Raw genomic sequence first — 26,171 nt, 5'->3', positions numbered from 1 at the left:
GGCTCGGGTTTCCCCAGACTCCGTCGCCCGGCGCGTTCGCGCCGCTCGTCCCTGCCCTCCTGCTCGTCCCCGCCCCCGCCCCCTCAGCAGCGGAGTACCCGCATGACGATCGACGCTTCCCCGGACCGAGCGGTCCGGGCCGCCATAGCCGCCCGCTTCGAACGGCTCCCTCTGTGCCGCTGGCACGTCACCGTCCGGCTCATCGTGGGCGCGGTCACCTTCTTCGAGGCCTTCGACCAGCTCCTGATCGCCTACGCCCTGCCTGAGCTGCGCCACGAGTGGGACCTGAGCACGTCCGCCGCGACGCTGCTGCTCACCGTCGGCTCGATCGGCATGCTGATCGGGGCGCTGCTCTCCGGGCGGCTCGCGGACCGGATCGGCCGGGTGAAGGTCATCGCGCTGTGCATCGCGCTGTCCAGCGTCGCCAACCTGGCCCTGTCCTTCGCCACCTCGCCCGACGCCTTCATGGCCCTGCGGTTCTTCCAGGGCCTCGCGATCGGCGGTGAGGTCCCGGTGGCGGCCACGTTCATCGCCGAGATCACCCGCAGCCACCAGCGTGGCCGCTTCGTCCTCCTCTACGAGCTGGTGTTCCCCGCCGGTCTCACGGTCGGCGCCCTGGTCGCGGCCTGGGTGGTGCCCATCCTCGGCTGGCGCTGGATGTACGTGCTCGCGGCGCTGCCCGGCCTGCTCTGCATCCTCGTACAGCGGAAGGTCCCCGAGTCACCCCGGTGGCTGGCGGACCACGGACAGGCCGACAAGGCCGCCGAGGTGATGACCGGAATCGAGGCGGAGGTCGAGCGGATCACCGGAAAGCCGCTCCCACCGGTCCCCGAGGCGCTCCCCGTCGCCGCCCCCGGAGAATCCGCCTCCGGGCTGCGCGGTCTGTTCACCGGCCGCTACCGCCGCCGCACCCTGGTGATCGGCGTGCTCTGGTTCACCGGCTACTTCGTCAACTACGGGATCACGTCCTGGCTCCCGACGATCTACCAGAACCGCTACGACCTCACCCTCTCGGACGCGCTGCTCTACTCGACGGTCACGTCCTGCGCCGGACTCCTCGGCTGTCTGGTCGCCGCGCTCACGGTCGACCGGCTCGGCCGCCGGAAGGTCATCACCGGCTGCCTGGGCGGTGCGGCGGTGATGCTGGTGGCCCTCGCGGCCGTCGGCGCGGGCACGCCGGTCCAGGTCCTGGTGTGGACCTCGCTCGCCGCGGTCTTCTTCTTCGGCTCGAACATCTGCCTCTACCTGTACACACCCGAGCTGTTCCCCACGAGGATGCGGGCGCTCGGCAGCAGCATGGGCGGGGCGATGAACCGCCTCGGCGTCATCCTCGGCCCGATCGTGGTGGGCGTCGTGTACGCCGGCGGGAACGTGTCCACGGTGTTCGTGATGCTGGGGGCGGTGGCGCTGGTGGGTTCCGTGGTGGCGGCGGTGGGGGCGGAGGAGACGGCGGGGCGACGGCTGGAGGAGGTTTCGCCGTAGGCGGGGCTGAGTTATCAGCCCGTCCGGCGTTTGAGGACGAACTCGGCGAAGCCGGTGATAAACGCTGCTCAAAGCCCAGGGGCCAGCGCTACCCGAACCGCTCGATCCGGATCCGGTCAACCCGCTGGCCCCCGGCCACCAGCAGCCGCGACGCATGCTCGGCGAACCCGTTCGACCCGCAGATATACGCCTCCCAGCCACCCACGGGCTGCGCGGGGCCGAGGAACGGCGCCAGGTGCCCCGCGTTCAGTCGGCCCTGCGTACCCGTGAGGACCACCGTCGTCTCGTCGCCGTACTCATCCGCGTAGATCAGATCCTCACGCGTACGCGCCGACACGAGAAGCCGCAGCGGCACCGCGCTCCCGCCCCGACGCCAATGCCGCAGCATCGACATCAGCGGCACCACGCCCGAGCCCGCCCCGAGCAGCAGCGCGGGACGGTCACCGGGCCACGCGAAGAAGCCGGAGAGCGGTCCGCGCACCTCGACCACGTCGCCGACACGGGCGACCGTGTGCAGATGCCCCGACACCTCGCCCCCGGGCACGTGGTCCAGGGTGAGCTCGATCTCGCCGCGTTCGATCGCGTCAGCCGGGGCGGAGGCGATCGAGTAGTGGCGCTGGGCGACGTAACCGTCGGGCGCCGTGAGCCGCAGCATCAGATGCTGGCCCGGCAGATGTCCCTGCCAGTCGGCCACCTTCAGCCGGAAGGTCGAGACGGTTCCGGCGGCGTTGTCCCGGCGGACCTCCACCACGGTCGCCCGCTGCCAGACGGAAGCCGCGCGATTGCTCACCGCGATCCGGCCGGGCACGGCGAACCGCGTGGGCGGCACGAAGGTCTCGGTCACGTTCTCGGTCACGCTCTCAGTCACGTTCTCGGCCACGTTCTCAGTCACCGGCGTACCGCTCTTCCCGCCACGGGTTCCCCCGGTGGTGATAGCCGTTCTGCTCCCAGAACCCCGGTTCGTCGTGGTCCAGGAGCCGCAGCCCCGCGATCCACTTCGCGCTCTTCCAGAAGTAGAGGTGCGGGACGATCAGCCGCGCCGGGCCGCCGTGCTCGGGAGGCAGCGGGCCATCCCCGTACTCCCAGACGATCCACGCCTTGCCGCCCGTCACATCGGCGAGGGGCAGGTTCGTGGTGTAACCCGTGTGCGAGTACGCGACGACGTGCGTGGCCTCAGGGCGCGGCCCGGCGGCGGCCAGGAACGTGTCCAGGCTCACCCCGCCGAAGCGCACCCCGAACTTGGACCAGCTGGTCACGCAGTGGATGTCCCCGCGGTACTCCGAGGGGGGCAGTGCGTGCGCCTCGTCCCAGGTCCAGGTGCGGGGGGAGGCGACGAGCCCGTCCACGCGGAACGTCCAGTCCTCGGCCGTGAGGGCGGGCGTCACCTCGGCGGACAGGACGGGCCAGCCGTCGGCCGCGTCGTACTGCCCGGGAGGCAGCCGCGGGTCGCGGTCGGCGGCACGGGCGCGGCCGGTGAAGCCGCGGGTGGGTTCGATGGTCATACGTTGCTTGCCACTTCGGAGGTGCTGGTGGTGCTGGTGAGGCCGACCGCCGCGGAGTCCGCCGCGTCCCGCAGAGCGCGCAGCGCGCGCCGCTCGTCCAGTGTCTCCAGCGTACGGTCCCGCATCAGCACCCGGCCGTCGACCACGGTGTCCCGGACGTCGGAGGAGGTCGCGGCGTACGCCAGCATCGACCACGGGTCGTGCCGGGGTGTGAGGTGCGGCCGTGCCAGATCGAGGACGATCAGGTCCGCGCGCTTGCCGGGCTCCAGCGAGCCGAGCTGGTCGCCGAGGCCAAGGGCCCGCGCCGATTCGATGGTCGCCATGCGCACGGCCTGCTCGGCGCCGACCGCCGTCGGGTCGCCGCCCGCCTTGTGCACGAGCGCCGCGACCTTCACCGCGCCGAGCAGGTCGAGGGTGTTGGAACTCACCGCGCCGTCCGTGCCGAGGCCCACCGTGACACCCGCGTCGAGCAGGTCGGGGACGCGCGCTATGCCGCAGCCAAGCTTCAGGTTCGACACGGGGCAGTGCGCGACCGACGTGCCGGTGCGGGCGATGGTCTCGATCTCGCCGTCCGTGAGGTCCACCGCGTGCGCGAGCAGCGTGTCCGGGCCGAGCACGCCGAGCGAGTCGAGCAGCTCCACGGGACGCATCCCGTGCTGCTCGATGACGGTCTCCACCTCGCCCGCGTTCTCGGCGGCGTGCAGGTGAAGCAGCGCGCCGTGCTCGCGGGCCAGCGCGGCGATCGCCGTGAGCTGCTCGGGCCCCAGGGTGTACGCGGAGTGCGCGAAGAGCACCGGGCGTGTGCCCGGTGCCGGGGTGCGGGCGGCCAGGTCCGCCGCCGCCCAGCCGAGCCGGTCGGCATAGGGGCGCCCGTCCGGCGGGCCCGGCACGTCCATGAACGTGGGTCCTGTCAGCAGCCGCCACCCGGCGTCGCGGGCGACGGCCTCGGCAGCCTCGTGGAACCAGTACATGTCGAGCGCGGCGGTGACCCCGCCCCGTACGGACTCGGCGATCGCGCCCTCGATGCCCGCCCGCACCGTCTCCGGCGAGAGTCCCTCCGCCTCGGCCGGGATCACCCGGGCCAGGAAGCCCTGGAGCGTGACGTCGTCGGCGATGCCGCGGAACAGCGTCATCGCGAGGTGGGTGTGCGTGTTGATCAGACCCGGCAGGACGAGACAGTCACGGGCGTCCAGCTCCTCGGCGGCCTCATAGGCGGCGCGCAGCCGCTCGGCCGGACCGACCTCGACGATCCGCCCGTCGCGCACGGCCACGGCGCCGTCCTTCACGACGGTGCCCGACGCGTCGACGGTGAGGACGTCGCCGCCGTGGACCAGGAGATCTATGGAGCCGCCCCGGTCCTGGGCCGGCAGGTCAGTGGGGTGCATCGGTTCCGTTCTCCACAACGTCGTTCAGGTGTCTGCTCAGTGCTTCATGGCGGCAAGGATCCGTGCTTCATGGCGGCAAGGATCAGTGCTCCGTGGCGGCAAGGAGACGAAGCGCGTCCAAGGCTATCCGGGCGCCTCGGCCGACTCCTTCGGCCACCACATCGCGGTGCGGGTCGTACCCGCCTGTCGAGAAAGGTGCCTCCTCGTCGACGAGTTCGTCGGCGTTGGCCCCGTCGATGACGAGCGCGCCGCCCGCCGTGAGGCCGTGCGTGGAGGCGAAGACGAGCAGCGCCGAGAGCTCCATCTCGATGGCCGCGATCCCGGCCGCCGCGTACGCCTCGCCGGGCAGCGGCAGGAAGCCCGGCTGGAACGCGGCCCGCGTCCACACCACACCGCGGTGGTACGGCGCTTCGGCCGCGCGGGCGGCCCGCTGGAGCGCGATGACCGCCTCCGGAGTCGCGAACGCAGGGTACTCGGCGGGGATCAGCTGCTGGGTCACGCCGTCGTCGCGTACCGCCGCGTCCGCGATGACCAGGTCGCCGTCGCGGATGCCGGGGCGGATCGCGCCCGCCGTGCCGAGCCGCAGAATGGTGCTTACGCCCGCCTCCGCGAGCTCCTGGAAGAGGAGGATCGCGCCGGGGGCGCCGACGCCGTGCGAGGCGACGACGACCGGGGTGCCCTGCCAACTGCCGGTGAAGGTGCGGTACTCGCGGTGGTACGACACCTCCTTCGCGTCGTCCAGGAGGTCGGCGACGGAGCCGGCGCGCGCCGGGTCGCCGACGACGACCGCGCGGGTGGGCAGGCCGGTGCGGGGGACGCGGGTGATGGGCAGCGCGTCGAGGGGCGTACGGGCATCGGTCGTCACGAGGGTGCTCCTACCAGGGGCTGCTTGCGGCGGCGCCTGCGCGCCGTGGACAGGAAGAGGGCGGCCAGGGTCACCACGTACGGGGCGGCGTCGGTCGCCTGCTGCGGCATGCCGAGCCCCTGGAGACGGAAGCCGACGGCCTCCGCGACGCCGAAGAGCAGCCCGGCGAGCAGGACGCCGAGCGGCAGGGCGCGGCCCAGCATCACGGCCACCACGGCGATCCAACCACGCCCGGCCGTCATGTTCTCCGAGAACAACGTGACGTTGCCGAGCGCGAGTTGGGCGCCCGCGAGGCCGCACAGGACACCCGATGTCAGCACGGCGGCGTACTGGTACTTCGCGGGGCTGACGCCCAGCGTCGCCGCCGCGTCGGGCGCCTCGCCGACGCCGCGCAGGCGAAGGCCCCACGGATGGCGGGCCAGGAACACCCCGGCCACGGCGACGGCCGCCCACGAGAGGTACACGAGCGCCGAGTGCCCGGAGAGAACAGCCCCGGCGAACGGGATGTCGATGCCGTCGAGACCGGCCAACTCCGGATCGGAGAAGGTGCCCTGCACGCCGAAGACCGTACGCAGCAGGAACCCGGTAAGACCGACCGCGAGGAGGTTGAGCGCGACGCCGAGGACGACGGCGTCCCCGCGCAGACTGATCGTCCCGACGGCGAGGATCATCGAGTACGCCGCCGATGCGAGGGCTGCGAACACCACACCGAGCCAGGCGCTCCCGGTGAACCAGCTGCCCGCCACGCCGCTGAAGCAGCCGATCAGCATCATGCCTTCGAGACCGATGTTGAAGACACCCGCACGCTCGCAGATCGCACCGCCGAGTGCGGCGAGGAGGATCGGGGTGAGGGCGAGGAGCGCCGAGTGGAACAGCGCGGAGTCGATGCTCATCGCACGCTCACTTCCTTCACGTCGTTCGTGTCGTCGGGCAGCTCCGCGGGCTTCTTCCGGGCCCGCCGCCACGTCAGGTTGAGCCGGGCCGCGAGGAAGACGATGACGACGGCCTGCAAGACCTGCGTCAGCTCGCGCGGAACCTCGGTGGTGCGCTCCATGGCGAGCCCGCCCACTTCGAGCGCCGCGAAGAACAGGGCGGCGAACACCGTCCCTACGGGCGCCGCCGCGGCGAGGAGTGCTGCCGTGAGGCCGGTCCAGGTGTGCCCGGCCGCGGTGAGCGACCCGTCGATGAAGCGATAGGGGAAGCTGAGTACGCCGATGGCGCCCACCAGGCCCGCGACGGCGCCGGAGAGCGCCATGAGCCGCAGCGTGAGCCGTGGCCTGTCGACCCCCGCGTACGCGGCGAAGCGCGGATTGAGGCCCGTCATGCGGATCTCGTAGCCGGTGGCGGTGCGGGCGTCGGTGAACGCGAAGACGGCGGCGGCGACGGCCACGAGGAGCAGCCCGACGGTGACGGTCGAAGAACCGAAGGCGGGCAGCTCGACCCCGTCGGGCAGCCGCCGTGTCTGCGGAAGGCTCGACCCGTCCTCCTTCAGCGGGAAGCGCGCGAGGTAGGAGGCGAAGGACATCGCCGGATACCCGAGCAGCAGACTGCTGACGAGCAGCGGCACCCCGAACCGGTTCTGGCACACGGCGGCGAGCGCCGCGTAGGCCGCGCCTGCCGCCATCCCCGCGAGCAGCGCGGCGACGACGGTGAGGGGCGCGGGCAGCGGCGAGTAGAGCCCGGTGGTGGCGGCGGCGATCCCGCCGAGCACCAACTGCCCGTCCCCGCCCAGGTTGAGCAGCCCCGCCCGCATGGGGATCGCAAGGGCGACGGCGAGCCCGATGATGCCGGTCCCGGTGGTGAGCGTGGACCCGATGCCGTCTGGCCCCAGGGCGCCGCTGACGACGGAGCCGTACGCCCCGACGGGGTCGGCCCCCGTCCCGACGAGGAAGAGCGCGCCGACGACGACGGCGGCGACGACGGAGTGCAGGGCGGGGGAGCGCAGGCTCCGGCCGCCGAGGGAACGGATCACGGCGCCCATGTCAGGGGGCCTCCTTCGACGGGACGGGCCGATCGCTCTCGCGGGGAGACGGAACCCCGGACCGGGCTGTGGCGCCCGCCATGGCGAGGCCGAGCGTTCGCTCGTCCGCGTCCGCGCGGGCGTACTCCGCGGCCACCCGGCCCTCGTACATCACCAGGACACGGTCCGAAAGGCCGCGGATCTCGCTCAGTTCGGCGGAGACCAGGAGGATCGCGTGGCCCGCGTCCCGGTGGGCGATCAGCTGGTCGTGGATCGTCTGGACGGCGCCGATGTCGACGCCCCGGGTGGGCTGCTCGACGATCAACAGGGGGGATTCGTGGGCGAGTTCGCGGCCGATGACCAGCTTCTGCAGGTTGCCGCCGGACAGCGAGCCCGCCGTGTGACGGGACGAGGCCGCCTTGATACCGAAGCGTTCGATCAGGACCCGTGCGTGCTCGCGCAGCCAGGAAGGGCGCAGGAGGCCGTGCCCCCGATGGTGGCCCATCGCCAGGTTCTCCGCGATCGTCGCGGCCGGCGCCGTGCCGACCGCCACGCGGTCCTCGGGGACGTACGCGAGACCCGCCGCGCGGCGCCCCGCGGCCGACGCGTCCGTGATGTCCTGACCGGAGAGCGTGACCCGTCCGCGGGAGAGCGGACGCAACCCGGCGATCGCCTCGACGAGTTCACTCTGGCCGTTGCCCGCCACTCCCGCGATGCCCACGATCTCGCCCGCGCGGACGGTCAGCGAGACCTCGCGCACCGCGTCCGTCGACAGGGACTCGACCGACAGGAGTTCGCCGCCCGGCGCACCCGGCGGATGCACGCGGTCCAGCTCCACGGCCCGCCCGGTCATCGCCGCGGCGATCTCGTCCGCGCTGGTGTCGGCGGTCCGCATCCGGGCCGCGACCCGGCCGTCCCGCAGGACCGTCACCGCGTCGCTGCCCTCCATCACCTCACGCAGCTTGTGGGTGACGAGGAGGACCGTGCGCCCGTCGTCCGCGAGGGAGCGCAGGACGCCGAACAGGCTGTCGGCCTCCGCCGGGGTCAGGACGGCCGTCGGCTCGTCGAGGATCAGCGTACGGGCGCCGCGGTAGAGCAGCTTGAGGATCTCCACGCGCTGGCGGACCCCCACCGGGAGGTCCCCGACCTTCGCCGCCGGGTCCACCGCGAGCCCGTGCTCATCGGCGAGCGTAGCCACGCGCCGCAGCGCCTGCGCCCGGTCCATCAGACCGAAGCGGCGCGGCTCGGCGGCGTACACGACGTTCTCGGCGACCGTGAAGGACGGGAAGAGCTTGAAACTCTGGTGCACCATGCCGAGGCCCGCCGCGATCGCCTCGCTGGGGCTCGCGAAGGTCACCTCGCGCCCGTCGAGCAGGATCTGCCCGGCGTCCGGCCGCCGCAGCCCGTAGAGGACGGACGCCAGCGTCGACTTGCCCGCGCCGTTCTCACCCATCAGGGCGTGGATCTCACCGCGCGCGACGGTCAGGTCCACCCGGTCGTTGGCGAGGGTGCCGGGGTACTCCTTGGTGATGCCGCGGAGTTCCACGGCGGGGGGAGCGACGGTGGACTCAGGCCGCGGGGTCATTGACCTTCAGCTTCCCCGCGACGATCTCGTCCCGCAGCGACTCGACGCGCTTCAGCACGTCCTTGTGGCCGGCGATCAGGCACTTGGAGTCCGCGACGCCGGGCTCAAGACCGGTCAGCGACATGCCGCCCTCCTTGAGGCCGTACGACACCGTGGTGCCGCCCTTGCCCGTCAGGATCTGCGCGATGCCCTTCTCGACGGCGACATCGGTCTTCTTCAGTACGTTGTCGACGACGACCCCCGGGTTGCCCAGGCACTGGTTCGCGTCGACGCCGTACGCCTCGAAGCCCTTGTCCTTCGCGGCCTGGAAGACACCGGTGTTGCCGCCCGCGGCGGCCGCCATCACCTGGTCGACCCCGCCGGAACCGAGCGTCGCCGCCTGGTCCTTGGCGCGCGCCGCGTCGTTGAAGGGCGACTGCCCGCCGACGAAGAGCGTGCGGGAGCTGACCCCCGCCTTCACCTTCTTCGCACCGGCCGCGAACGGCTCGCTGTAGCGGCGGAACTGTGAGGTGTCGAGGACGTCGACGGCGCCCACCTTCTTGCTCTTGGTGAGCAGCCCGGCCTCGGCGCCCGCGAGGTAGACCGCCTCGTGCTCGCGGAAGACCGCGCAGGTGACGTTCTTGTACGTCTTCTTCGTGCACGCGTCGACGAGCAGGAACTGCTGCTTGGGGTGCGCCTCGGCCTGCTGGGCGGCGATGTCGGCGAACTCGAACCCGACGAGTGCGATGACATCGGGCGCGGAGTCCACGGCCGACTGCACGTTCTGCTGCTGGGAAGAGGTATCGCTGCTCTGGAAGACCTTCGGCGCCTTGGCGCCCTGCGCCTTCGCCGCCGACTTCACCCCGCTGACGGCCAGCTTGAGGAACTCGTTCTGCGCCACGGGGTCGGGCGTGACCAGCGTGAACGCCTTGGCTCCCGATCCGCCGTCGCCGTCCGAACCGCCCTTTTCCGCGGCGGCGTTGCAGCCGGTGGCGAGAAGGGCGGCGCCGACGGCGAGCGAGGACAGCCGAAGAGACGTACGACGGGATATGCGAAGCGACATGCGCAGGGACATACGGGAGCGCCTTCTCGAAGGAGCCTGGGAGCCCAGGCGGTGGCGGGGGAGGTCGGACGTGCGGAGCGGAGTCGCTCAGCGACAACAGCGGCACATTCGGCGGCCGTCGGTCACGGCGGGACAGCGTTGGGTCTTCATGGCCGTCCTCCTCGCACCGTGGGTCGATCCGTCCTGGATGGCGGTGAGGGTAACACCGGATTTCGGACAGCCGTACGAACGTCTCGAAATATGGTTCGAGCACGTCAGGTACGGTGACGACACCTCTCCCCGCATGGCCGGAAACGCCCCTATTCTCCCGGAGTTGAACACCCATGAGCAGCCAGGAACTGCGTGCTGTCCAGTGGCAGGCGGCTGTGGAGGGCGGCGACACACCAGCCCTCTCCCTGATCGACCAGACAGCGCTCCCGCACGCCCTGAATCGGCTCGACGTCACAGACGTCGACCAGCTGATCGACGCGATCGTGCGGCTCGTGGTCCGCGGTGCGCCCGCGATCGGCGCGGCCGGTGGCTACGGCGTCGCGCTCGCCATGGCACAGGGCGAGCGCGAGGGCTGGGACCGCGCACGCCTCGACGCGGAGGTCGCGCGCATCCGTGCGGCGCGGCCGACCGCCGTGAACCTGATGGTGTGCGTGGACCGGGTGGCCCCGCTTGTCGACGCCGGTCTGTCCGCGGTGCTCGCGGAGGCGGACGCGATCGTGCGGGAGGATCTGGCGGCGAACCACGCGATGGGCGCGTACGGGGCGGACTGGCTGGTCAAGCGGCTGCCCACGGACCGGCCGCTGCGGATCCTCACCCACTGCAACACGGGCGCGCTCGCCACGGCGGGCTGGGGCACGGCGCTTGGCGTCATCCGCGAACTGCACGGCCGTGGCCGCCTGGAATCCGTGTACGCCGACGAGACCCGCCCCCTGCTCCAGGGCGCGCGGCTCACCGCGTGGGAGCTGGCCCAGGAGGGAATCACACACTTCGTCCAGGCGGACGGGGCCGCGGCGGGCACGATCCTGCGGGGCGAGGTGGACGCGGCGATAGTCGGCGCGGACCGGATAGCCGCGAACGGCGACACGGCGAACAAGGTGGGCACGGTGGGGATCGCGCTGGCGTGCGCGTACGCGGGGATCCCGTTCGTGGTGGCGGCGCCCACCACGACGGTGGACCTCGCCACGGTCACGGGCGCGGACATCCACATCGAACTGCGGGGCGAGGACGAGGTGTTGGGGTGGGGAGGGGTACGGACTGCCCCGGCGGAGTCGCGTGGCCACAACCCCGCCTTCGACGTGACGCCGGGGTCATTGGTGACGGCGCTGGTGACGGAGCGGGGCGTGCGGGAGGTGTCGGCGGGGGAGCTGCCATAGATAGCCCGTCCGGCGTTTGAGGACGAACTCGGCGAAGCCGGTGATGGCGGCAGGCAAGGCCCCCGCGCCGAGCGGGTTTTCGGGAAGGGGCGGGGTTGGGGAAATTCAGCCCCGCGTCAGCTCAAGCTCCAGCAACCACTCCACCACCTCAGTACGATGCCGCGCCTCACGAGGATCCGCCCCCCAGACATAAAGCCCATGCCCAGCGACAACAACCGCAGGCATCCCCGGCTGAAGCGCCGCCTCAAGACGATCCCCCAGCACCCCCATGTCCTGGCTGTTCTCGATGACCGGCAGCGTCACAGCCACCTCATGCGTCGGATGCCCGAGCCCCTTCAGCATCTCCAGGTCCCGGAACGCCACGCCTTCCGGCTTCCGATGCCCCATGGCCACCGACGCCACGGTATGGACGTGCACCACGGCCCCGGCCCCGGTGAGCGCGGCCACCCGAGCGTGCAGCGCCGCCTCCGCAGAGGGCCGCCCCGCACCGAGCGCCGCACCGGACGCGTCCGTCAACACCACGTCCGCGGACGTCAGTTCACCCTTGTCGCGACCGCTCGCCGTCACGGCGAGCTGAAGCGGCGTACGCGAGAGGACCACGGACAGGTTCCCGGAGGTTCCCCGCATCCATCCGAACGACGCGAAGCGCGCGGCCTCGGCGGCAAGGACGGCGCCGGCCTCCTCCAGGTCAAGAACAGTGACGGTGTCACTCGCCGAACTCATCGAACGCTCCTAGCAAAGCTGATCTCATCGAAGGCCGAAACCTCCGTATGTCCGCCGACCCCGGCGGCGAAATAGGGCTCCCCGGCCCGCCGTACCCCGACGGTCCGCCACCCGGCCTCCCTGGCCGCGTCCAGCTCCCCGAGCCGGTCGGAGAGGAAGAGCGTGCGGCCCGCGGCAACACCGATCGCGGCCGAAATGGCCCGGTAGGAGTCCGCCTCCTGCTTGGGGCCCGCGTTCTCGGTGTCGTAGAAACCGCTCACGAGCTCCATCAGGGAGCCTTCGGGGGAGTACGTGAACCACGCCCGCTGGGCCGCGACGGACCCGGACGAGTACACGTACAACCGCGCCCCGTCCGCTGCCCAGCCGCGCAGCACCTCGATCACCTCGGGGTAGAAGTGCGAGACCAGCTCGCCCCGCGCGAAGCCCTCCGCCCAGAGAATGCCCTGAAGCGTCTTCAGGGGAGTCGCCTTGCGGTCGGCGTCGACCCATTCGCCCAGGATCTTCTCCACCCGTCCGGCATCCGCGTCCGGCTCACCGGCGAGATCCCGCACCTGCGCGACGGCCCGCGCCACCTGCGGCTCGTCGCCCCGCGAGGCGAGCAGCGCCCCGAAGCGCTCGCGCGCGTAGGGATACAGCACATCCACCACGAACCCCGTGGCGCTCGTGGTGCCCTCGATATCGAGCACCACGGCGTCCACGGCGTCCACGTTGTCCACGTCGGGCCCCGGCCCCACCGTCACGCGGCGTATCCCGCGTGGATCGCGTCGAAGTCCGGGAAGCGGTCCGCGATCGGGCTGCCCGTGAACGTGCCGATCCAGCCGTCCTCCTCGTGGAAGAAGCGGATCGCCGTGAACGAAGGGGACGTACCCATGTCGAACCAGTGCGTCGTGCCACGCGGCACCCCGAGCAGATCGCCCTTCTCGCAGTAGACCGCGTGCACTTCGCCGCCCACGTGCAGATAGAAGATGCCCGCGCCCGCGACGAAGAACCGCACCTCGTCATCGTCGTCGTGCGTGTGCTCGGCGAGGAACTTCTGCCGGGCCGCCTTCGCCTTCTCGGGCCACTCGGGGTCGTCGCTGGGGTGCAGCCCGACCACGTCGACTGTCCGGAAGCCCTCCTCGGCGTTCAGCAGGTCGATCTCCGCGCGGTACGCGGCGAAGACGGTGTCGCTGTCCGCGTCGGCGGGCACGTCCTCGCGCACCGGCCACTGCTCGTAGCGCACGCCGACAGGGGCGAGCGCGGCGGCGATCTCGACCGGGTCCGCGGTGCGGCGTACGACGGTCTCGGGGCCGGACTCCGGCCAGGTCGTCAGGAGGGTCATGGCTCGCTCCAGAAGGGGACAAGGTGGGTACGGGGGATCGTAACTCCCAGGTCAGCAGAGGTCAGCCGCGCTTACGCGCCGTCCCACAGGGTGGACGGCGCGGCCCGGCGGACCACCGGTGCGACCTCCTGTGCGAACCGCTGGAGCGTCTCGATCTGCTCGCCGCGCTCCAGGCCGAAGCCGTCCACGGTGATCGACTGCAGGTCGTGTCCGTACACCTCGTGGTAGCCGAGGATCTTGTCGATGATCTGCTGAGGGGAGCCGATGAGCTGCGGCCCGTCGGCGATCGCCTTGCTCTGGCGCACCTTCGCCTCGTACAGCTCGCGGTAGCGCGAGACCGCCTGCTCCGCGGAGTCCGCGATCAGAAGCCCGCCCGAGCCCGCCGCGACACGGGCGCCCGCCGGATCATGCCCGTACTCCTCGAACCGCTCGCGGTAGTGCGCGATCAGCTTCGCGTACGCGGCGCGCGGCTGGATGGCGTTGGCGGTGAAGAGCGGGTCCCCGTGTTTGGCCGCCAGATCGGGGGAGTTGAGGGAGGTGGCCGACCCGTGCCAGATCCGCGGCAGGCCCGCGTACGGGCGCGGCACCGTCGTCACGTCCTTGAGAGCGGGCCTGAACTCGCCCTCCCAGTCGACGTTCTCCTCGCTCCACAGGCGGCGAAGGAGCTCGTACTTCTCCTTCTGCAGATCCCACTGCCGCTCCTCGTCCAGCCCGAAGAGATCGAAATGACCGGCCTCCGCGCCCTTGCCGATCACCAACTCGATCCGGCCGCGCGAGATCTGATCGAGCGTCGCATAGTCCTCGGCGACCCGCACCGGGTCGAGGATCGCCACGACGGTGACGCCGGTGAGCAGCTTGATCCGGGTGGTCCGCGCGGCGAGCGCGCCGAGCACGACCGTGGGGCTCGACGACAGGAAGGCGCCCGCGTGCCGCTCGCCCACCGCGTACGCGTCGTAGCCGAGCCGCTCGGCGGCCACGCCGACCTCGATCACGTCCGCCAACCGATCGGCGGACGTGGGGAGTTGACCGGTCAGCGGGTGCGGGGCATGACCGATGATCGAGAGCACCTGGAACTTCATGGATCCACTCTCCCCGCGGCCTGTTGCACGCGTATGTACGCGGTATGGCAGCCCCGCCGGGGTACGCCGAAGGGCGGCTCCCGTGCGGGGGAACCGCCCTTCGACAACTCTCGTCCAGGTATGACTACTTGGCGTCGAGTACGTCCTGGACCTTGGCGCGTACGTCGTCCGTGGCGAGGCCGCGGATCGTCAGCGTCGTACGGCGGCGCAGGACGTCGTCCGCCGTCTCGGCCCACTCGTGGTCACGGGCGTAGACGACCTGCGCCCAGATCTCGGGGGCGTCCGGCGAGACGCGCTCGGCGAGCTCCGGGTTCTCGTTCGCCAGGCGGGCGATGTCGAAGGAGAGCGAGCCGTAGTGCGTCGCCAGGTGCTTCGCGGTGTCGGCGGCCATGCGCGGGCCGGGCGCGGGACCGTCCACCAGGAGACGGTGCGCGACCGCACGCGGGTTGGCGATGCCGGGCAGCGGAAGACGCTTCTGGAGCTGCGAAATCGGCTCATAGTCGTCGCCGAGGGGGTGCCCCGGCAGCGACTCCAGCTTCTTCATCACCGTACGGCCGATGTGGCGGAACGTCGTCCACTTGCCGCCCGCGACGGAGAGCATGCCGCGCGCGCCCTCGGTGACGACCGTCTCGCGCTTGGCCTTGGACGTGTCGCCGGGACCGCCGGGCAGGACACGCAGACCCGCGAAGGAGTACGTGATCAGGTCACGGGACAGCTGCTGGTCGCGGATGGAGAACGCGGCCTCGTCCAGGATCTGCGCGGTGTCGGCCTCGGTGACGCCGACGTCGGCCGGGTCGCCCTCGAACTCCTCGTCCGTGGTGCCGAGAAGCAGCATGTCCTCCCAGGGCAGGGCGAACGTGATGCGGTACTTGTCGATCGGCGTGGCCAGCGCGGCCTTCCAGGGGGCGGTGCGCTTGAGGACCAGGTGCGCGCCCTTGGAGAGGCGGATGGAGGGAGCCGCGTCGGGGTTCTCCATCTTGCGCAGGTGGTCGACCCAGGGCCCGGTGGCGTTCAGCACGAGGCGGGCGTTGACGCCGAACTCGTCGCCGCTCATGCGGTCCTTGAGCTCGGCGCCCGTGACCCGGCCCTTGGTGAAGCGCAGCCCCGTGACCTCGGCGTGGTTGAGGACGGCGGCGCCGGCCTCGACGGCCGCGCGGACCGTCATCAGGGCCATGCGGGAGTCGTTCATCTGGTCGTCGCCGTAGACGGCGACGGCCTTCAGGTTGTCCGTGCGCAGCTCCGGCACGTCCTGCGCGGCCTTGGAGGGCGAGAGGAGGTGGCCGACGCCGTCACCGAACGCGGACAGCGCGCTGTACGCGAACACGCCCGCGCCCAGCTTGGCGGCGCCGTGCGGGCCGCCCTTGTACACGGGCAGGTAGAAGGTCAGCGGGTTCGCCAGGTGGGGGGCCACCTGGCGGGACACCGCGCGACGCTCGAAGTGGTTCTCCGCCACCAGCTTCACCGCGCCGGTCTGCAGGTAGCGCAGACCGCCGTGGAGGAGCTTGGAGGAGGCGGAGGAGGTGGCGCCGGCGAAGTCACCGGCGTCCACCAGGGCCACCCGCAGTCCGGACTGCGCGGCATGCCAGGCGGTGGAGATGCCCAGAATTCCGCCGCCGATCACCAGGAGGTCGTACGTCGCCTTGGAAAGCTGCTCCCGGGTCTCGGCGCGGCTCGGGTGGGAACCGGCGGCCGGATGCGTCCCGAGGGCAGGGACGCTCTGCAGGGTGGTCATGTTGATTACTCCTCGCCACTTTCGTCGAGCCAGCCCATGGAGCGTTCGACGGCCTTGAGCCAGCTCTTGTACTCACGGGCGCGGGTGTCCGCGTCCATGGAGGGGGTCCACTCCGCCGCCCGGCGCCAGTTGGCACGCAGTTCGTCGGTACCGGACCAGAAGCCGACGGCGATTCCGGCGGCATAGGCGGCGCCGAGGCAGGTCGTCTCGGCCACCATCGGGCGCACCACCGGCGCGTCGAGGAAGTTCGAGAGCGTCTGCATCAGCAGGTTGTTGGAGGTCATGCCGCCGTCGACCTTGAGGGCCGTGAGCTCGACGCCGGAGTCCTTCGTCATGGCGTCGGTGATCTCACGGGTCTGCCAGGCCGTGGCCTCCAGGACGGCGCGCGCGATGTGCGCCTTGGTGACGTACCGGGTGAGACCGGCGATCACACCGCGGGCGTCGGAGCGCCAGTACGGGGCGAAGAGGCCGGAGAAGGCCGGTACGAAGTAGGCACCGCCGTTGTCCTCGACCGACGACGCGAGCGTCTCGATCTCGGCGGCGGAGTTGATCAGGCCCATCTGGTCACGCATCCACTGCACAAGCGAACCGGTGACGGCGATGGAGCCCTCGAGCGCGTAGACCGGCTTCTGGTCGCCGATCTGGTAGCCGACGGTGGTCAGCAGGCCCGAGTAGGAGTTGATGGCCGACTCACCGGTGTTCATCAGCATGAAGGTGCCGGTGCCGTACGTGGACTTGGCCTCACCCTTGGCGAAACAGGTCTGGCCGAAGAGGGCGGCCTGCTGGTCGCCGAGCGCCGAGGCGACGGGGATGCCGGGCAGGATGTCGCCGAGCTTGCCGCCGGTGACCTCGCCGTAGACCTCGGCGGAGGAGCGGATCTCGGGGAGCATGTTCATCGGGACGCCGATGGACTCGGCGATCTTCTCGTCCCACTTCATGGTGTGCAGGTTCATCAGCATGGTGCGTGACGCGTTGGTGACGTCGGTGACGTGCCTGCCGCCGTTGACACCGCCCGTCAGGTTCCAGATGACCCAGGAGTCCATGGTGCCGAAGAGGATGTCGCCCGCCTCGGCACGCGCCCGCAGACCGTCGACGTTGTCGAGCAGCCAGCGGGCCTTCGGCCCGGCGAAGTAGCTGGCGAGCGGCAGGCCCGTCTCACGGCGGAAACGGTCCTGGCCGACGTTGCGGCCGAGCTCCTTGCACAGGGCGTCGGTACGGGTGTCCTGCCAGACGATGGCGTTGTGCACCGGCTCGCCGGTGTTCTTGTCCCAGAGCAGCGTGGTCTCACGCTGGTTGGTGATGCCGATCGCCTTGATGTCTTCGTGCGTGATGCCCGCCTTGGAGATCGCGCTTGCGACGACCTCCTGGACGTTGGTCCAGATCTCGGTCGCGTCGTGCTCGACCCAGCCCGGCTTCGGGAAGATCTGCTCGTGCTCCTTCTGGTCGACCGAGACGATCCGGCCGTCCTTGTCGAAGACGATGCAGCGGCTGGAGGTGGTGCCCTGGTCGATGGCCGCGATGAAGGGGCCGGTGTGCGCGTCGTTGGTCACGGTGTGCTCCTGATTTCTTGCTCGGCGGTCTGTCTCAGCGGTCGTCGGTGGCTTCGCGCTCCTACTTGAACGCGAGGTTGTAGAGACCACCCGCGATGGCGCCGCCGATCAGCGGGCCGACGATCGGCACCCATGCGTACGTCCAGTCCGAGCCGCCCTTGTTGGGCAGCGGGAGCAGGGAGTGCACGATGCGCGGACCCAGGTCACGGACCGGGTTGATCGCGTAGCCGGTGGGGCCACCGAGCGAGAGACCGATGCCGACGACGACGAGCGCGGTGATCAGCGCACCGAGGACGCCGATGCCGTTGCCGTTGTCGTTCAGGCCCTGCGTGAGGATCGCGAGGACCAGCACGACGGTCGCGATGACCTCGGTCAGCACGTTCTGCGCGTAGTTCCGGATCTCGGGGCCTGTCGAGAAGATGCCGAGCACCGGACCGGCCTTGGGCGCGGCCTTCTGGTCGACAAGGCCCTCGTCCGCCGGCTGGGCGGCGAGGATCTCGGGGTCGGTCAGGTGCGCCTTGAACTGACCCATGTACGTGAGCCAGACCAGGATCGCGCCGATGATCGCGCCGAGCAGCTGCGAGCCGAGGTAGAGCGGAACATTGCTCCACTTGGTGCCGCCCTCGATGGCGAGGCCGATCGTGACCGCCGGGTTGAGGTGGGCGCCTGACACGCCACCTGCCAGGTAGGCGCCGGTCAGCACCGCGAAGCCCCACCCGAAGGTGATCGCGAGCCAGCCGGCGTCCTTGGCCTTGGAGGCCTTGAGCGTGACGGCGGCGCAGACGCCACCGCCGAGCAGGATGAGTATGGCGGTACCGATGGTCTCGCCGATGAAGATGTCGGAGCTGGACACCCGCGACTCCTTTGTCCTTCGTCCAGGGGAAGGCGAACCCCGGGTCCCTCCGGTGGTCCGCGACCTCAGGTGAGGTCTTGCCGGCCCTTGGCCTTGTCACACTCTAGCGCGTAATGCCGGTAGGTGTTCGACAATGCCGACCGATGGACGCGAGTCTCACCCCGGGGTTACCAGCCCGTCAAGAGTTCTGTTATTGAAAACACGATCGTTATTGATCGTTCCGGGTTATCGGTCCTGGCAGAGGTCGCCACGAGGTGAAACGCGTCCAACGATGGTTGCGCGAAAAGGTGTCCCGTGCATGTTGAGCGCCCCGAAGGGGCGCGGGGCCGTGACACGTGCGGCTCCGCCGCGGGACGCGATCGGCCACGGCGCACCCGCGGATCGGGATGCCGGAATCGGCGCAGCGCTAGAAGCGCCCGGCGCCCAGGTCCCGCGAGACGGCGCGGGCGCAGTCCCGTACGGCCGCGATCAGGTCGGGCCGCAGCTCCCCGTCCTTCTGGACCCGCTCGACCGCGCCGGTGATGCCGACCGCGCCGACCGGCATGCGCCGCCGGTCGTGGATGGGGGCGGCCACGGAGGCGATGCCCTCCCACGTCTCCTCGACGTCGGCGGCGTACCCGCGCGCGCGGGTCATGTCGAGTACGCCCTCGAAGCCCTCGGGGTCCACGACGGTGCGCTGCGTGAAGCTCTGCCAGTCGGCCTCGGCGGCCTCGCTGTGCGCCACCGGGTCGTACGCGGCGAGCACCTTGCCCAGCGCCGTGGAGTGCAGCGGCTGCATCGCCCCCACCTCCAGGACCTGGCGGCTGTCGTCGGGGCGGAAGACGTGGTGCACGATCAGGACGCCCTGCTGGTGCAGGACACCCAGGTAGACGCTCTCGCCGCTGGAGCGGGCCAGGTCGTCGGTCCACACCAGGGCGCGGGCCCGCAGCTCATGGACGTCCAGATAGCTGTTGCCCAGGCGCAGCAGCTCGGCGCCGAGCTGATAGCGGCCCGACGCGGACTCCTGCTCGACGAAGCCCTCCGCCTGCAGGGTGCGCAGAATGCCGTGGGCCGTGCCCTTGGCGAGGCCAAGGGCGGACGCGATTTCCGAGAGGCCGAGCCGTCGCTCTCCGCCCGCGAGAAGCCGCAGCATCGCGGCGGCCCGCTCGAGCGACTGGATGTTCCGTGCCATCGCAGCCCCTTCCTCCGTCCCCTGTGACTCCAACGTTCGACAATGCTGAACACTATCGGTCGTTGTCGACCTCCCGCTAACCAGCGGCAGGCGGTGTTTCTCGCCGTTTTCCGGCGCGCCCTGGAGTCGTACCCCGTGAAGGGCCTTTTTTGGACAGGGCGTCCGCCCCGTGAACACCCGCGCGCTTTGGACCTTCATCCCGCTACCCTGGCCGGGTGCGCCTTCCACCGAAGCGCAAAGCCGACAGCCGTCGCACCTCAGGGAGCTCTTTCATGGCCTCGTTGCCAACCCCCTCGTCCGGTTCCTCTTCCTCGAACGGAACCCGAGTCGATGCCCTCCGCGAAGCCCTCGCCACCCGTGTCGTGGTGGCCGACGGTGCGATGGGCACGATGCTCCAGGCACAGGACCCCACCCTCGAGGACTTCCAGAACCTCGAAGGCTGTAACGAGATCCTGAACGTGACACGCCCGGACATCGTCCGCTCGGTCCACGAGGAGTACTTCGCGGTCGGTGTGGACTGTGTGGAGACGAACACGTTCGGCACGAACTTCGCGGCCTTGAGCGAGTACGACATCCCCGAGCGGAACTTCGAGCTGTCCGAGGCGGGTGCGCGGATCGCCCGTGAGGTGGCGGATGAGTTCACCGTGTCGACGGGTCAGCAGCGCTGGGTTTTGGGTTCGATGGGTCCGGGCACGAAGCTGCCGACGCTGGGTCATGCCCCGTACACGACTTTGCGCGATGCCTATCAGATCAACGCCGAGGGCATGATCGCGGGCGGCGCGGATGCCCTGCTGGTGGAGACCACCCAGGACCTCCTGCAGACGAAGTCGGCGATCTTGGGTGCGCGGCGTGCTCTGGAGGCCACCGGCACGAACCTCCCGCTGATCTGCTCGGTCACCGTCGAGACGACCGGCACGATGCTGCTCGGTTCGGAGATCGGCGCGGCGCTGACGGCGTTGGAGCCGCTGGGCATCGACATGATCGGCCTGAACTGCGCCACGGGCCCGGCCGAGATGAGCGAGCACCTGCGCTATCTCGCCCGCCACTCGCGTGTGCCGATCTCCTGCATGCCCAACGCGGGCCTGCCGGTCCTGGGCAAGAACGGCGCGCACTACCCGCTGACCGAGGCGGAGCTGGCCGACGCGCAGGAGACCTTCGTACGCGAATACGGCCTGTCCCTGGTGGGTGGCTGCTGCGGTACGACCCCCGAGCACCTGCGCCAGGTCGTCGAGCGTGTGCGCGGCGTCGAGACGACCCGCCGTGAGCCGCACCCCGAGCCGGGTGCCGCCTCGCTCTATCAGACGGTGCCCTTCCGCCAGGACACCGCGTATATGGCGATCGGTGAGCGGACGAACGCCAACGGCTCGAAGAAATTCCGCGAGGCCATGCTGGAGGGCCGCTGGGACGACTGTGTGGAGATGGCCCGCGACCAGATCCGCGAGGGCGCCCACATGCTCGACCTGTGCGTGGACTATGTCGGCCGCGACGGTGTCGCCGACATGGCGGAGCTGGCGGGGCGTTTCGCGACCGCCTCCACGCTGCCCATCGTCCTGGACTCCACCGAACTCCCGGTGTTGCAGGCCGGGTTGGAGAAGCTCGGCGGCCGTGCCGTCATCAACTCCGTGAACTACGAGGACGGCGACGGCCCCGAGTCCCGCTTCGCGAAGGTCACCGCGCTGGCCCGGGAGCACGGCGCGGCGCTGATCGCGCTGACCATCGACGAGGAGGGCCAGGCCCGCACGGTCGAGCACAAGGTCGCCATCGCCGAGCGCCTCATCGAGGACCTGACCGGCACCTGGGGCGTCCATGAGTCGGACATCCTCATCGACTGCCTGACCTTCACCATCTGCACCGGCCAGGAAGAGTCCCGCAAGGACGGCATCGCCACCATCGAGGCGATCCGCGAGCTCAAGCGCCGCCACCCGGACGTCCAGACCACCCTGGGTCTGTCCAACATTTCCTTCGGCCTCAACCCGGCCGCCCGCGTCGTCCTCAACTCCGTCTTCCTGGACGAGTGCGTCAAGGCCGGCCTGGACTCGGCGATCGTGCACGCCTCCAAGATCCTGCCCATCGCGCGCCTGGAGGAGGAGCAGGTCAAGGTCGCCCACGACCTGATCTACGACCGCCGCGAAGAGGGTTATGACCCCCTGCAAAGGCTCATGGAGCTTTTCGAGGGCGTCAACATGAAGTCGATGAAGGCGGGCAAGGCCGAGGAGCTTCTGGCCCTGCCGCTGGACGAGCGCCTTAAGCGGCGCATCATCGACGGTGAGAAGAACGGCCTGGAAACCGACCTCAACGAGGCCCTGGAGACCCGCCCGGCGCTCGACATCGTCAACGACACCCTCCTGGAGGGCATGAAGGTCGTCGGTGAGCTCTTCGGCTCCGGTCAGATGCAGCTGCCGTTCGTGCTGCAGTCCGCCGAGGTGATGAAGACGGCGGTCGCCCACCTTGAGCCGCACATGGAGAAGTCGGACTCCGAGGGCAAGGGCACCATCGTCCTGGCCACCGTCCGCGGCGACGTGCATGACATCGGCAAGAACCTGGTGGACATCATCTTGTCCAACAACGGCTACAACGTGGTGAACCTGGGCATCAAGCAGCCCGTCGCCGCGATCCTGGACGCCGCCGCCGAGCACCGCGCGGATGTGATCGGCATGTCGGGTCTCCTGGTGAAGTCGACCGTGATCATGAAGGAGAACCTGGAAGAGCTCAACCAGCGCAAGATGGCCGCCGACTTCCCCGTCATCCTCGGCGGCGCCGCCCTCACCCGCGCCTACGTCGAGCAGGACCTGCACGAGATCTACGAGGGCGAGGTCCGCTACGCCCGCGACGCGTTCGAAGGCCTGCGCCTGATGGACGCCCTCATCGCGGTCAAGCGCGGCGTCCCCGGCGCCACCCTGCCCGAGCTGAAGCAGCGCCGCGTGGCCAAGAAGGACACTCCGGCCCTGGAGGTGACCGAGGACGAGGGCCCCGCCCGCTCGGACACTTCCGTCGACAACCCCATCCCCACCCCGCCGTTCTGGGGCACCCGCGTCGTCAAGGGCATCCAGCTCAAGGAGTACGCCTCCTGGCTGGACGAGGGCGCCCTCTTCAAGGGCCAGTGGGGCCTCAAGCAGGCAAGGACCGGCGACGGACCCTCGTACGAAGAACTGGTGGAGAGCGAGGGACGGCCCCACCTGCGCGGCTGGCTCGATGAGCTGCACACCAAGAACATGCTGGAGGCGGCCGTCGTCTACGGCTACTTCCCCTGCGTCTCCAAGGGCGACGACCTGATCATCCTGGACGACGAGGGCAACGAGCGCACCCGCTTCACCTTCCCGCGCCAGCGCCGCGGCCGGCGCCTGTGCCTGGCGGACTTCTTCCGCCCGGAGGAGTCCGGCGAGACCGACGTCGTCGGCCTCCAGGTGGTCACCGTCGGCTCGAAGATCGGCGAGGCGACCGCGAAGCTGTTCGCCGCCGACTCCTACCGCGACTACCTCGAACTGCACGGCCTCTCCGTCCAGTTGGCCGAGGCGCTCGCCGAGTACTGGCACGCCCGCGTGCGCGCCGAGCTCGGCTTCGGCGGCGAGGACCCTGCCGACGTCGAGGACATGTTCGCCCTGAAGTACCGCGGCGCGCGCTTCTCGCTTGGCTACGGAGCCTGCCCCGACCTGGAGGACCGCGCGAAGATCGCCGAGCTCCTGGAGCCGGAGCGGATCGGCGTCGAGCTTTCCGAGGAGTTCCAGCTCCACCCCGAGCAGTCCACGGACGCGATCGTCATCCACCACCCCGAGGCGAAATACTTCAACGCGCGTTAAGGCCGTCAAGTCGTACACTGGTCGGTCCAGTGCAGGCCGGTTGCTCGCCCGTCAAAAGGCAGCAACCGGCCTTCTCGTCCCTCATGGAGGTGTGTCCGGATGACCAGTACGGTTCCCGCGCTCGGTACCCGAACGGCCGAAGGCTCGGCCCTGCAGGCGGTCCTCCTCGACATGGACGGAACACTCGTGGACACCGAGGGGTTCTGGTGGGACGCCGAGGTCGAGGTCTTCGCCGCGCTGGGCCACAGGCTCGACGAGGCCTGGCGTGACGTGGTCGTCGGCGGCCCCATGACGCGCAGCGCCCGATTCCTCATCGAGTCAACCGGCGCCGACATCACGGTCCCCGAGCTCACCGTGCTGCTCAACGACGGCTTCGAGCACCGCATCGGCCGCGCCCTGCCGCTGATGCCGGGCGCCGCGAGACTGCTCGCCGAACTCGCCGCCCACGAGGTGCCCATGGCGCTGGTCTCCGCGTCCCACCGGCGCATCATCGACCGCGTACTGGAATCGATCGGCGCCCACCACTTCACGCTGACCGTCGCGGGCGACGAGGTGACACGGACCAAGCCGCACCCGGACCCCTACCTCCTTGCGGCGGCCGGGGTTGGCGCACAACCGGCCAGATGTGCGGTCATCGAGGACACCGCTACCGGCGTCGCGGCGGCCGAGGCCGCCGGGTGCCATGTGGTGGCCGTGCCGTCCGTGGCGCCGATCGCCCCGGCATCCGGCAGGACCATCGTGCCGTCCCTCGAACACGTCAACCTGCCTTTTCTGCAAGGCCTGATGGCTGAAAAGCGCTGAACCGTTGAAGGTGTGACCTTTCCCACTCCACAGGGGGTCGACAGCTGGCCGCGGCTGTGCGGGACCGCCGATATGGGCGAGTTGCGGTGTGACGTTGTGTCCTGATTGAGGGGAACCTGACGAAACCTTCCTGTGTCGGGTTATCGGTGCGTCCGCACCCGGTTTCGCTGCGTGATTGAGGGTCAACTCCGGTCCCGTCCAGCCCTCCTGGCGGTGCGGACTAATGTCGTCGCGAGAACATCGCCAAACCCCCACGGACCGACTGACCCCACCCCTCGTTGCCGGCCCGCACGGGAACAACAGCTCTGGAGAACGTCGAGCATGAACCGTAAGACTTTGGTGCTGCCGGCCGTCATAGGTCTGCTCGCTCCCGCGCTCGCGGCCTGCGGCGGGGCGGGTGGCGGTGGGGGAGACGACGCGATCGCCGTCGGCACCACGGACCGGTTCTCCACCTCACCCGAGATCCCGGCTCCCTTCGATCCGGCGTACGCCTATGACGCGGGCTCCTGGAACGTCGTGCGCCAGACGGTCCAGACGCTGATGGCCGCTCCGCGCGGCGGTGGAGACCCGGAGCCCGACGCCGCCGAGAAGTGCGGCTTCACCGACACCGGCAACGAGCGCTACGAGTGCACGCTGCGCAAGGGCCTGAAGTTCTCCGACGGCGAGCCGCTGACCGCCACCGATGTGAAGTTCTCCATCGAGCGGGTGCGGGACATCAAGATCAAGGACCCCAGCGGCTCCGCCGGCATGGTGTCCAACGTCGACGCGATCGAGACCGAGGGCGACCGGACCGTCGTCTTCCACCTCAAGAGCTCCGACGCGACGTTCCCGTACAAGCTGGCCACGCCCATCGCGGGCATCGTCAGCTCGGAGCACTACGCCAAGAACAAGCTGCGCGCAGGCTTCGACTTGGACGGCTCGGGCCCCTACACCGCCAAGCAAGAGGTCAAGGGCAACGAGCTCGTCAAGACGGTGTTCTCCAGGAACCCCAACTACAAGGGTGCCCTGAAGCCCAAGAGCGACAAGATCGAGATGCGCACCTACGAGTCCACCGACGCCATGGGCAAGGCCCTCAAGAGCGGCGACCTCGACATGATGACGCGCACCATGTCGCCCGAGCAGATCAAGCAGCTCGACGCGAACCCGGGCAACAACATCGAGCTGGTCGAGACCCCCGGCCTGGAGATCCGCTACCTCGGCTTCAACACGGACGCCACCACCGTCAAGTCCAAGGCGGTCCGCCAGGCCATGGCGCAGGTCGTCGACCGCGGCGCCATCGCCTCCGGCGTCTACGGCGACGCGGCCGAGCCGCTCTACTCCCTGGTGCCGGCCACGATCACCGGCCACACCAACTCGTTCTTCAACAAATACGGCAACCCGAGCCCGGCCAAGGCCCGGAACCTGCTGGAGAAGGCCGACATCAGCACCCCGGTGAAGCTCACCCTGCACTACACGAACGACCACTACGGCCCGGGCACCAAGAAGGAGTTCCAGCTCCTGCGGAAGCAGCTCAACGCGAGTGGCCTGTTCGACGTGTCGATCAAGGGTACGGACTGGAACACCTTCCGCCCCGCCGAGCAGAAGGGCGCGTACGACGTCTACGGGATGGGCTGGTTCCCGGACTTCCCCGACGCCGACAACTTCCTCACGCCGTTCCTCGACAAGGACAACATCCTCGGCTCGCCGTACGTGAACAGCACCATCAACGACGAGCTGCTCCCGCACTCGCGGCGTGAGGCCGACCGGCTCACCGCCTCCAAGAGCATCCAGAAGATCCAGGACATCGTCGCCGAGGACGTGCCGGTGCTTCCCCTCTGGCAGGGCAAGCAGTACATCGCCGCCCGGGACGACATCACGGGCGTCGAGTGGGCCCTCAACGCCTCCTCGAACCTGCAGCTGTGGGAGCTCGGCCGCGGTGTGAGCGGCTGACCTCCGCGCACACCGGCATCGGCCCAGCCG

21 protein-coding genes are annotated in these 26,171 nt (G+C 70.1%); 5 read left to right on the top strand and 16 right to left on the bottom strand.

Annotation, left to right across the window (positions count from 1 at the left end; all coding sequences use genetic code 11):
• The first annotated feature begins 102 nt into the window (after positions 1-102).
• A complete protein-coding gene (locus ACGFX9_RS08170; protein WP_393466607.1) occupies positions 103-1,482 on the top strand; it encodes an MFS transporter in 1,380 nt (459 codons plus the stop codon).
• A gap of 88 nt (positions 1,483-1,570) precedes the next feature.
• Here the strand turns inward: ACGFX9_RS08170 and ACGFX9_RS08165 are convergent, their stop codons facing one another.
• From ACGFX9_RS08165 to ACGFX9_RS08130, 8 genes are all read right to left on the bottom strand, one after another.
• Positions 1,571-2,326 carry an FAD-binding oxidoreductase gene (locus tag ACGFX9_RS08165; protein ID WP_393468285.1) on the bottom strand — a complete coding sequence of 252 codons (756 nt, stop codon included), beginning with the start codon at positions 2,324-2,326 and terminating at the stop codon, positions 1,571-1,573.
• A 40-nt stretch (positions 2,327-2,366) separates the two neighbouring features.
• A complete protein-coding gene (locus ACGFX9_RS08160) occupies positions 2,367-2,978 on the bottom strand; it encodes a sulfite oxidase-like oxidoreductase (protein WP_393468282.1) in 612 nt (203 codons plus the stop codon).
• Between the two features lie 2 nt (positions 2,979-2,980).
• A complete protein-coding gene (locus ACGFX9_RS08155; RefSeq protein WP_393466605.1) occupies positions 2,981-4,369 on the bottom strand; it encodes an amidohydrolase in 1,389 nt (462 codons plus the stop codon).
• A gap of 82 nt (positions 4,370-4,451) precedes the next feature.
• Complete coding sequence (locus ACGFX9_RS08150) at positions 4,452-5,234, bottom strand: purine-nucleoside phosphorylase (RefSeq protein ID WP_393466602.1); 783 nt, start codon at positions 5,232-5,234, stop codon at positions 4,452-4,454.
• On the bottom strand, positions 5,231-6,127 hold the full coding sequence (locus tag ACGFX9_RS08145) for an ABC transporter permease (RefSeq protein ID WP_393466599.1): 897 nt from the start codon (positions 6,125-6,127) through the stop codon (positions 5,231-5,233). Before ACGFX9_RS08145 ends, ACGFX9_RS08150 begins: the two co-directional genes overlap by 4 nt.
• Entirely contained in the window at positions 6,124-7,215 is a 1,092-nt protein-coding gene (locus tag ACGFX9_RS08140; protein ID WP_393466597.1) for an ABC transporter permease, read from the bottom strand. The genes ACGFX9_RS08145 and ACGFX9_RS08140 overlap by 4 nt, the downstream gene beginning before the upstream one ends.
• Before the next feature lies 1 nt (position 7,216).
• Positions 7,217-8,779: an ABC transporter ATP-binding protein gene (locus tag ACGFX9_RS08135; protein ID WP_393466594.1), complete on the bottom strand. Its 1,563-nt coding sequence runs from the start codon at positions 8,777-8,779 to the stop codon at positions 7,217-7,219.
• Positions 8,763-9,821: a BMP family ABC transporter substrate-binding protein gene (locus ACGFX9_RS08130; RefSeq protein WP_393466591.1), complete on the bottom strand. Its 1,059-nt coding sequence runs from the start codon at positions 9,819-9,821 to the stop codon at positions 8,763-8,765. Before ACGFX9_RS08130 ends, ACGFX9_RS08135 begins: the two co-directional genes overlap by 17 nt.
• A gap of 323 nt (positions 9,822-10,144) precedes the next feature.
• Between ACGFX9_RS08130 and mtnA the strand changes: the two genes are divergently transcribed.
• Positions 10,145-11,185, top strand: coding sequence for an S-methyl-5-thioribose-1-phosphate isomerase (gene mtnA / locus ACGFX9_RS08125; protein ID WP_393466588.1), 1,041 nt, complete (start codon positions 10,145-10,147; stop codon positions 11,183-11,185).
• Between the two features lie 105 nt (positions 11,186-11,290).
• On the opposite strand, the gene mtnB is transcribed toward mtnA, so the two are convergent.
• The 8 genes from mtnB to ACGFX9_RS08085 form a co-directional block, all read right to left on the bottom strand.
• Entirely contained in the window at positions 11,291-11,908 is a 618-nt protein-coding gene (gene mtnB / locus ACGFX9_RS08120) for a methylthioribulose 1-phosphate dehydratase (RefSeq protein ID WP_393466586.1), read from the bottom strand.
• The gene (mtnC, locus tag ACGFX9_RS08115) at positions 11,905-12,648 is read right to left on the bottom strand and encodes an acireductone synthase (protein WP_393466584.1); all 744 of its coding nucleotides are present in this window, start codon (positions 12,646-12,648) and stop codon (positions 11,905-11,907) included. Before mtnC ends, mtnB begins: the two co-directional genes overlap by 4 nt.
• Positions 12,645-13,229: a cupin gene (locus ACGFX9_RS08110; protein WP_361834158.1), complete on the bottom strand. Its 585-nt coding sequence runs from the start codon at positions 13,227-13,229 to the stop codon at positions 12,645-12,647. The genes mtnC and ACGFX9_RS08110 overlap by 4 nt, the downstream gene beginning before the upstream one ends.
• A 71-nt stretch (positions 13,230-13,300) precedes the next feature.
• Entirely contained in the window at positions 13,301-14,308 is a 1,008-nt protein-coding gene (locus ACGFX9_RS08105) for an LLM class flavin-dependent oxidoreductase (protein ID WP_393466582.1), read from the bottom strand.
• 124 nt (positions 14,309-14,432) lie between these two features.
• Positions 14,433-16,040, bottom strand: a complete 1,608-nt coding sequence (locus ACGFX9_RS08100; RefSeq protein WP_393466579.1) for an FAD-dependent oxidoreductase — start codon at positions 16,038-16,040, stop codon at positions 14,433-14,435.
• A gap of 5 nt (positions 16,041-16,045) precedes the next feature.
• The gene (gene glpK, locus ACGFX9_RS08095) at positions 16,046-17,590 is read right to left on the bottom strand and encodes a glycerol kinase GlpK (protein ID WP_393466576.1); all 1,545 of its coding nucleotides are present in this window, start codon (positions 17,588-17,590) and stop codon (positions 16,046-16,048) included.
• 61 nt (positions 17,591-17,651) lie between these two features.
• On the bottom strand, positions 17,652-18,443 hold the full coding sequence (locus tag ACGFX9_RS08090) for an MIP/aquaporin family protein (protein WP_393466574.1): 792 nt from the start codon (positions 18,441-18,443) through the stop codon (positions 17,652-17,654).
• Positions 18,444-18,849: 406 nt separating this feature from the next.
• Positions 18,850-19,614, bottom strand: a complete 765-nt coding sequence (locus ACGFX9_RS08085) for an IclR family transcriptional regulator (RefSeq protein WP_393466571.1) — start codon at positions 19,612-19,614, stop codon at positions 18,850-18,852.
• Between the two features lie 272 nt (positions 19,615-19,886).
• On the opposite strand from ACGFX9_RS08085, the gene metH reads away from it, so the two are divergent.
• The 3 genes from metH (at position 19,887) to ACGFX9_RS08070 (ending at position 26,141) form a co-directional block, all read left to right on the top strand.
• Positions 19,887-23,411: a methionine synthase gene (metH, locus tag ACGFX9_RS08080; RefSeq protein WP_393466568.1), complete on the top strand. Its 3,525-nt coding sequence runs from the start codon at positions 19,887-19,889 to the stop codon at positions 23,409-23,411.
• A 99-nt stretch (positions 23,412-23,510) separates the two neighbouring features.
• Positions 23,511-24,212 carry an HAD-IA family hydrolase gene (locus ACGFX9_RS08075; RefSeq protein ID WP_393466565.1) on the top strand — a complete coding sequence of 234 codons (702 nt, stop codon included), beginning with the start codon at positions 23,511-23,513 and terminating at the stop codon, positions 24,210-24,212.
• Positions 24,213-24,533: 321 nt separating this feature from the next.
• On the top strand, positions 24,534-26,141 hold the full coding sequence (locus tag ACGFX9_RS08070) for an ABC transporter substrate-binding protein (RefSeq protein ID WP_393466562.1): 1,608 nt from the start codon (positions 24,534-24,536) through the stop codon (positions 26,139-26,141).
• Positions 26,142-26,171: the final 30 nt, after the last annotated feature.

The sequence above is a fragment of the Streptomyces sp. NPDC048436 genome (assembly GCF_043200355.1).
Lineage (GTDB): Bacteria > Actinomycetota > Actinomycetes > Streptomycetales > Streptomycetaceae > Streptomyces.
The sequence above is the reverse complement of the archived record's forward strand: the minus strand, read 5'-3'. Positions and strand labels throughout refer to the sequence as shown.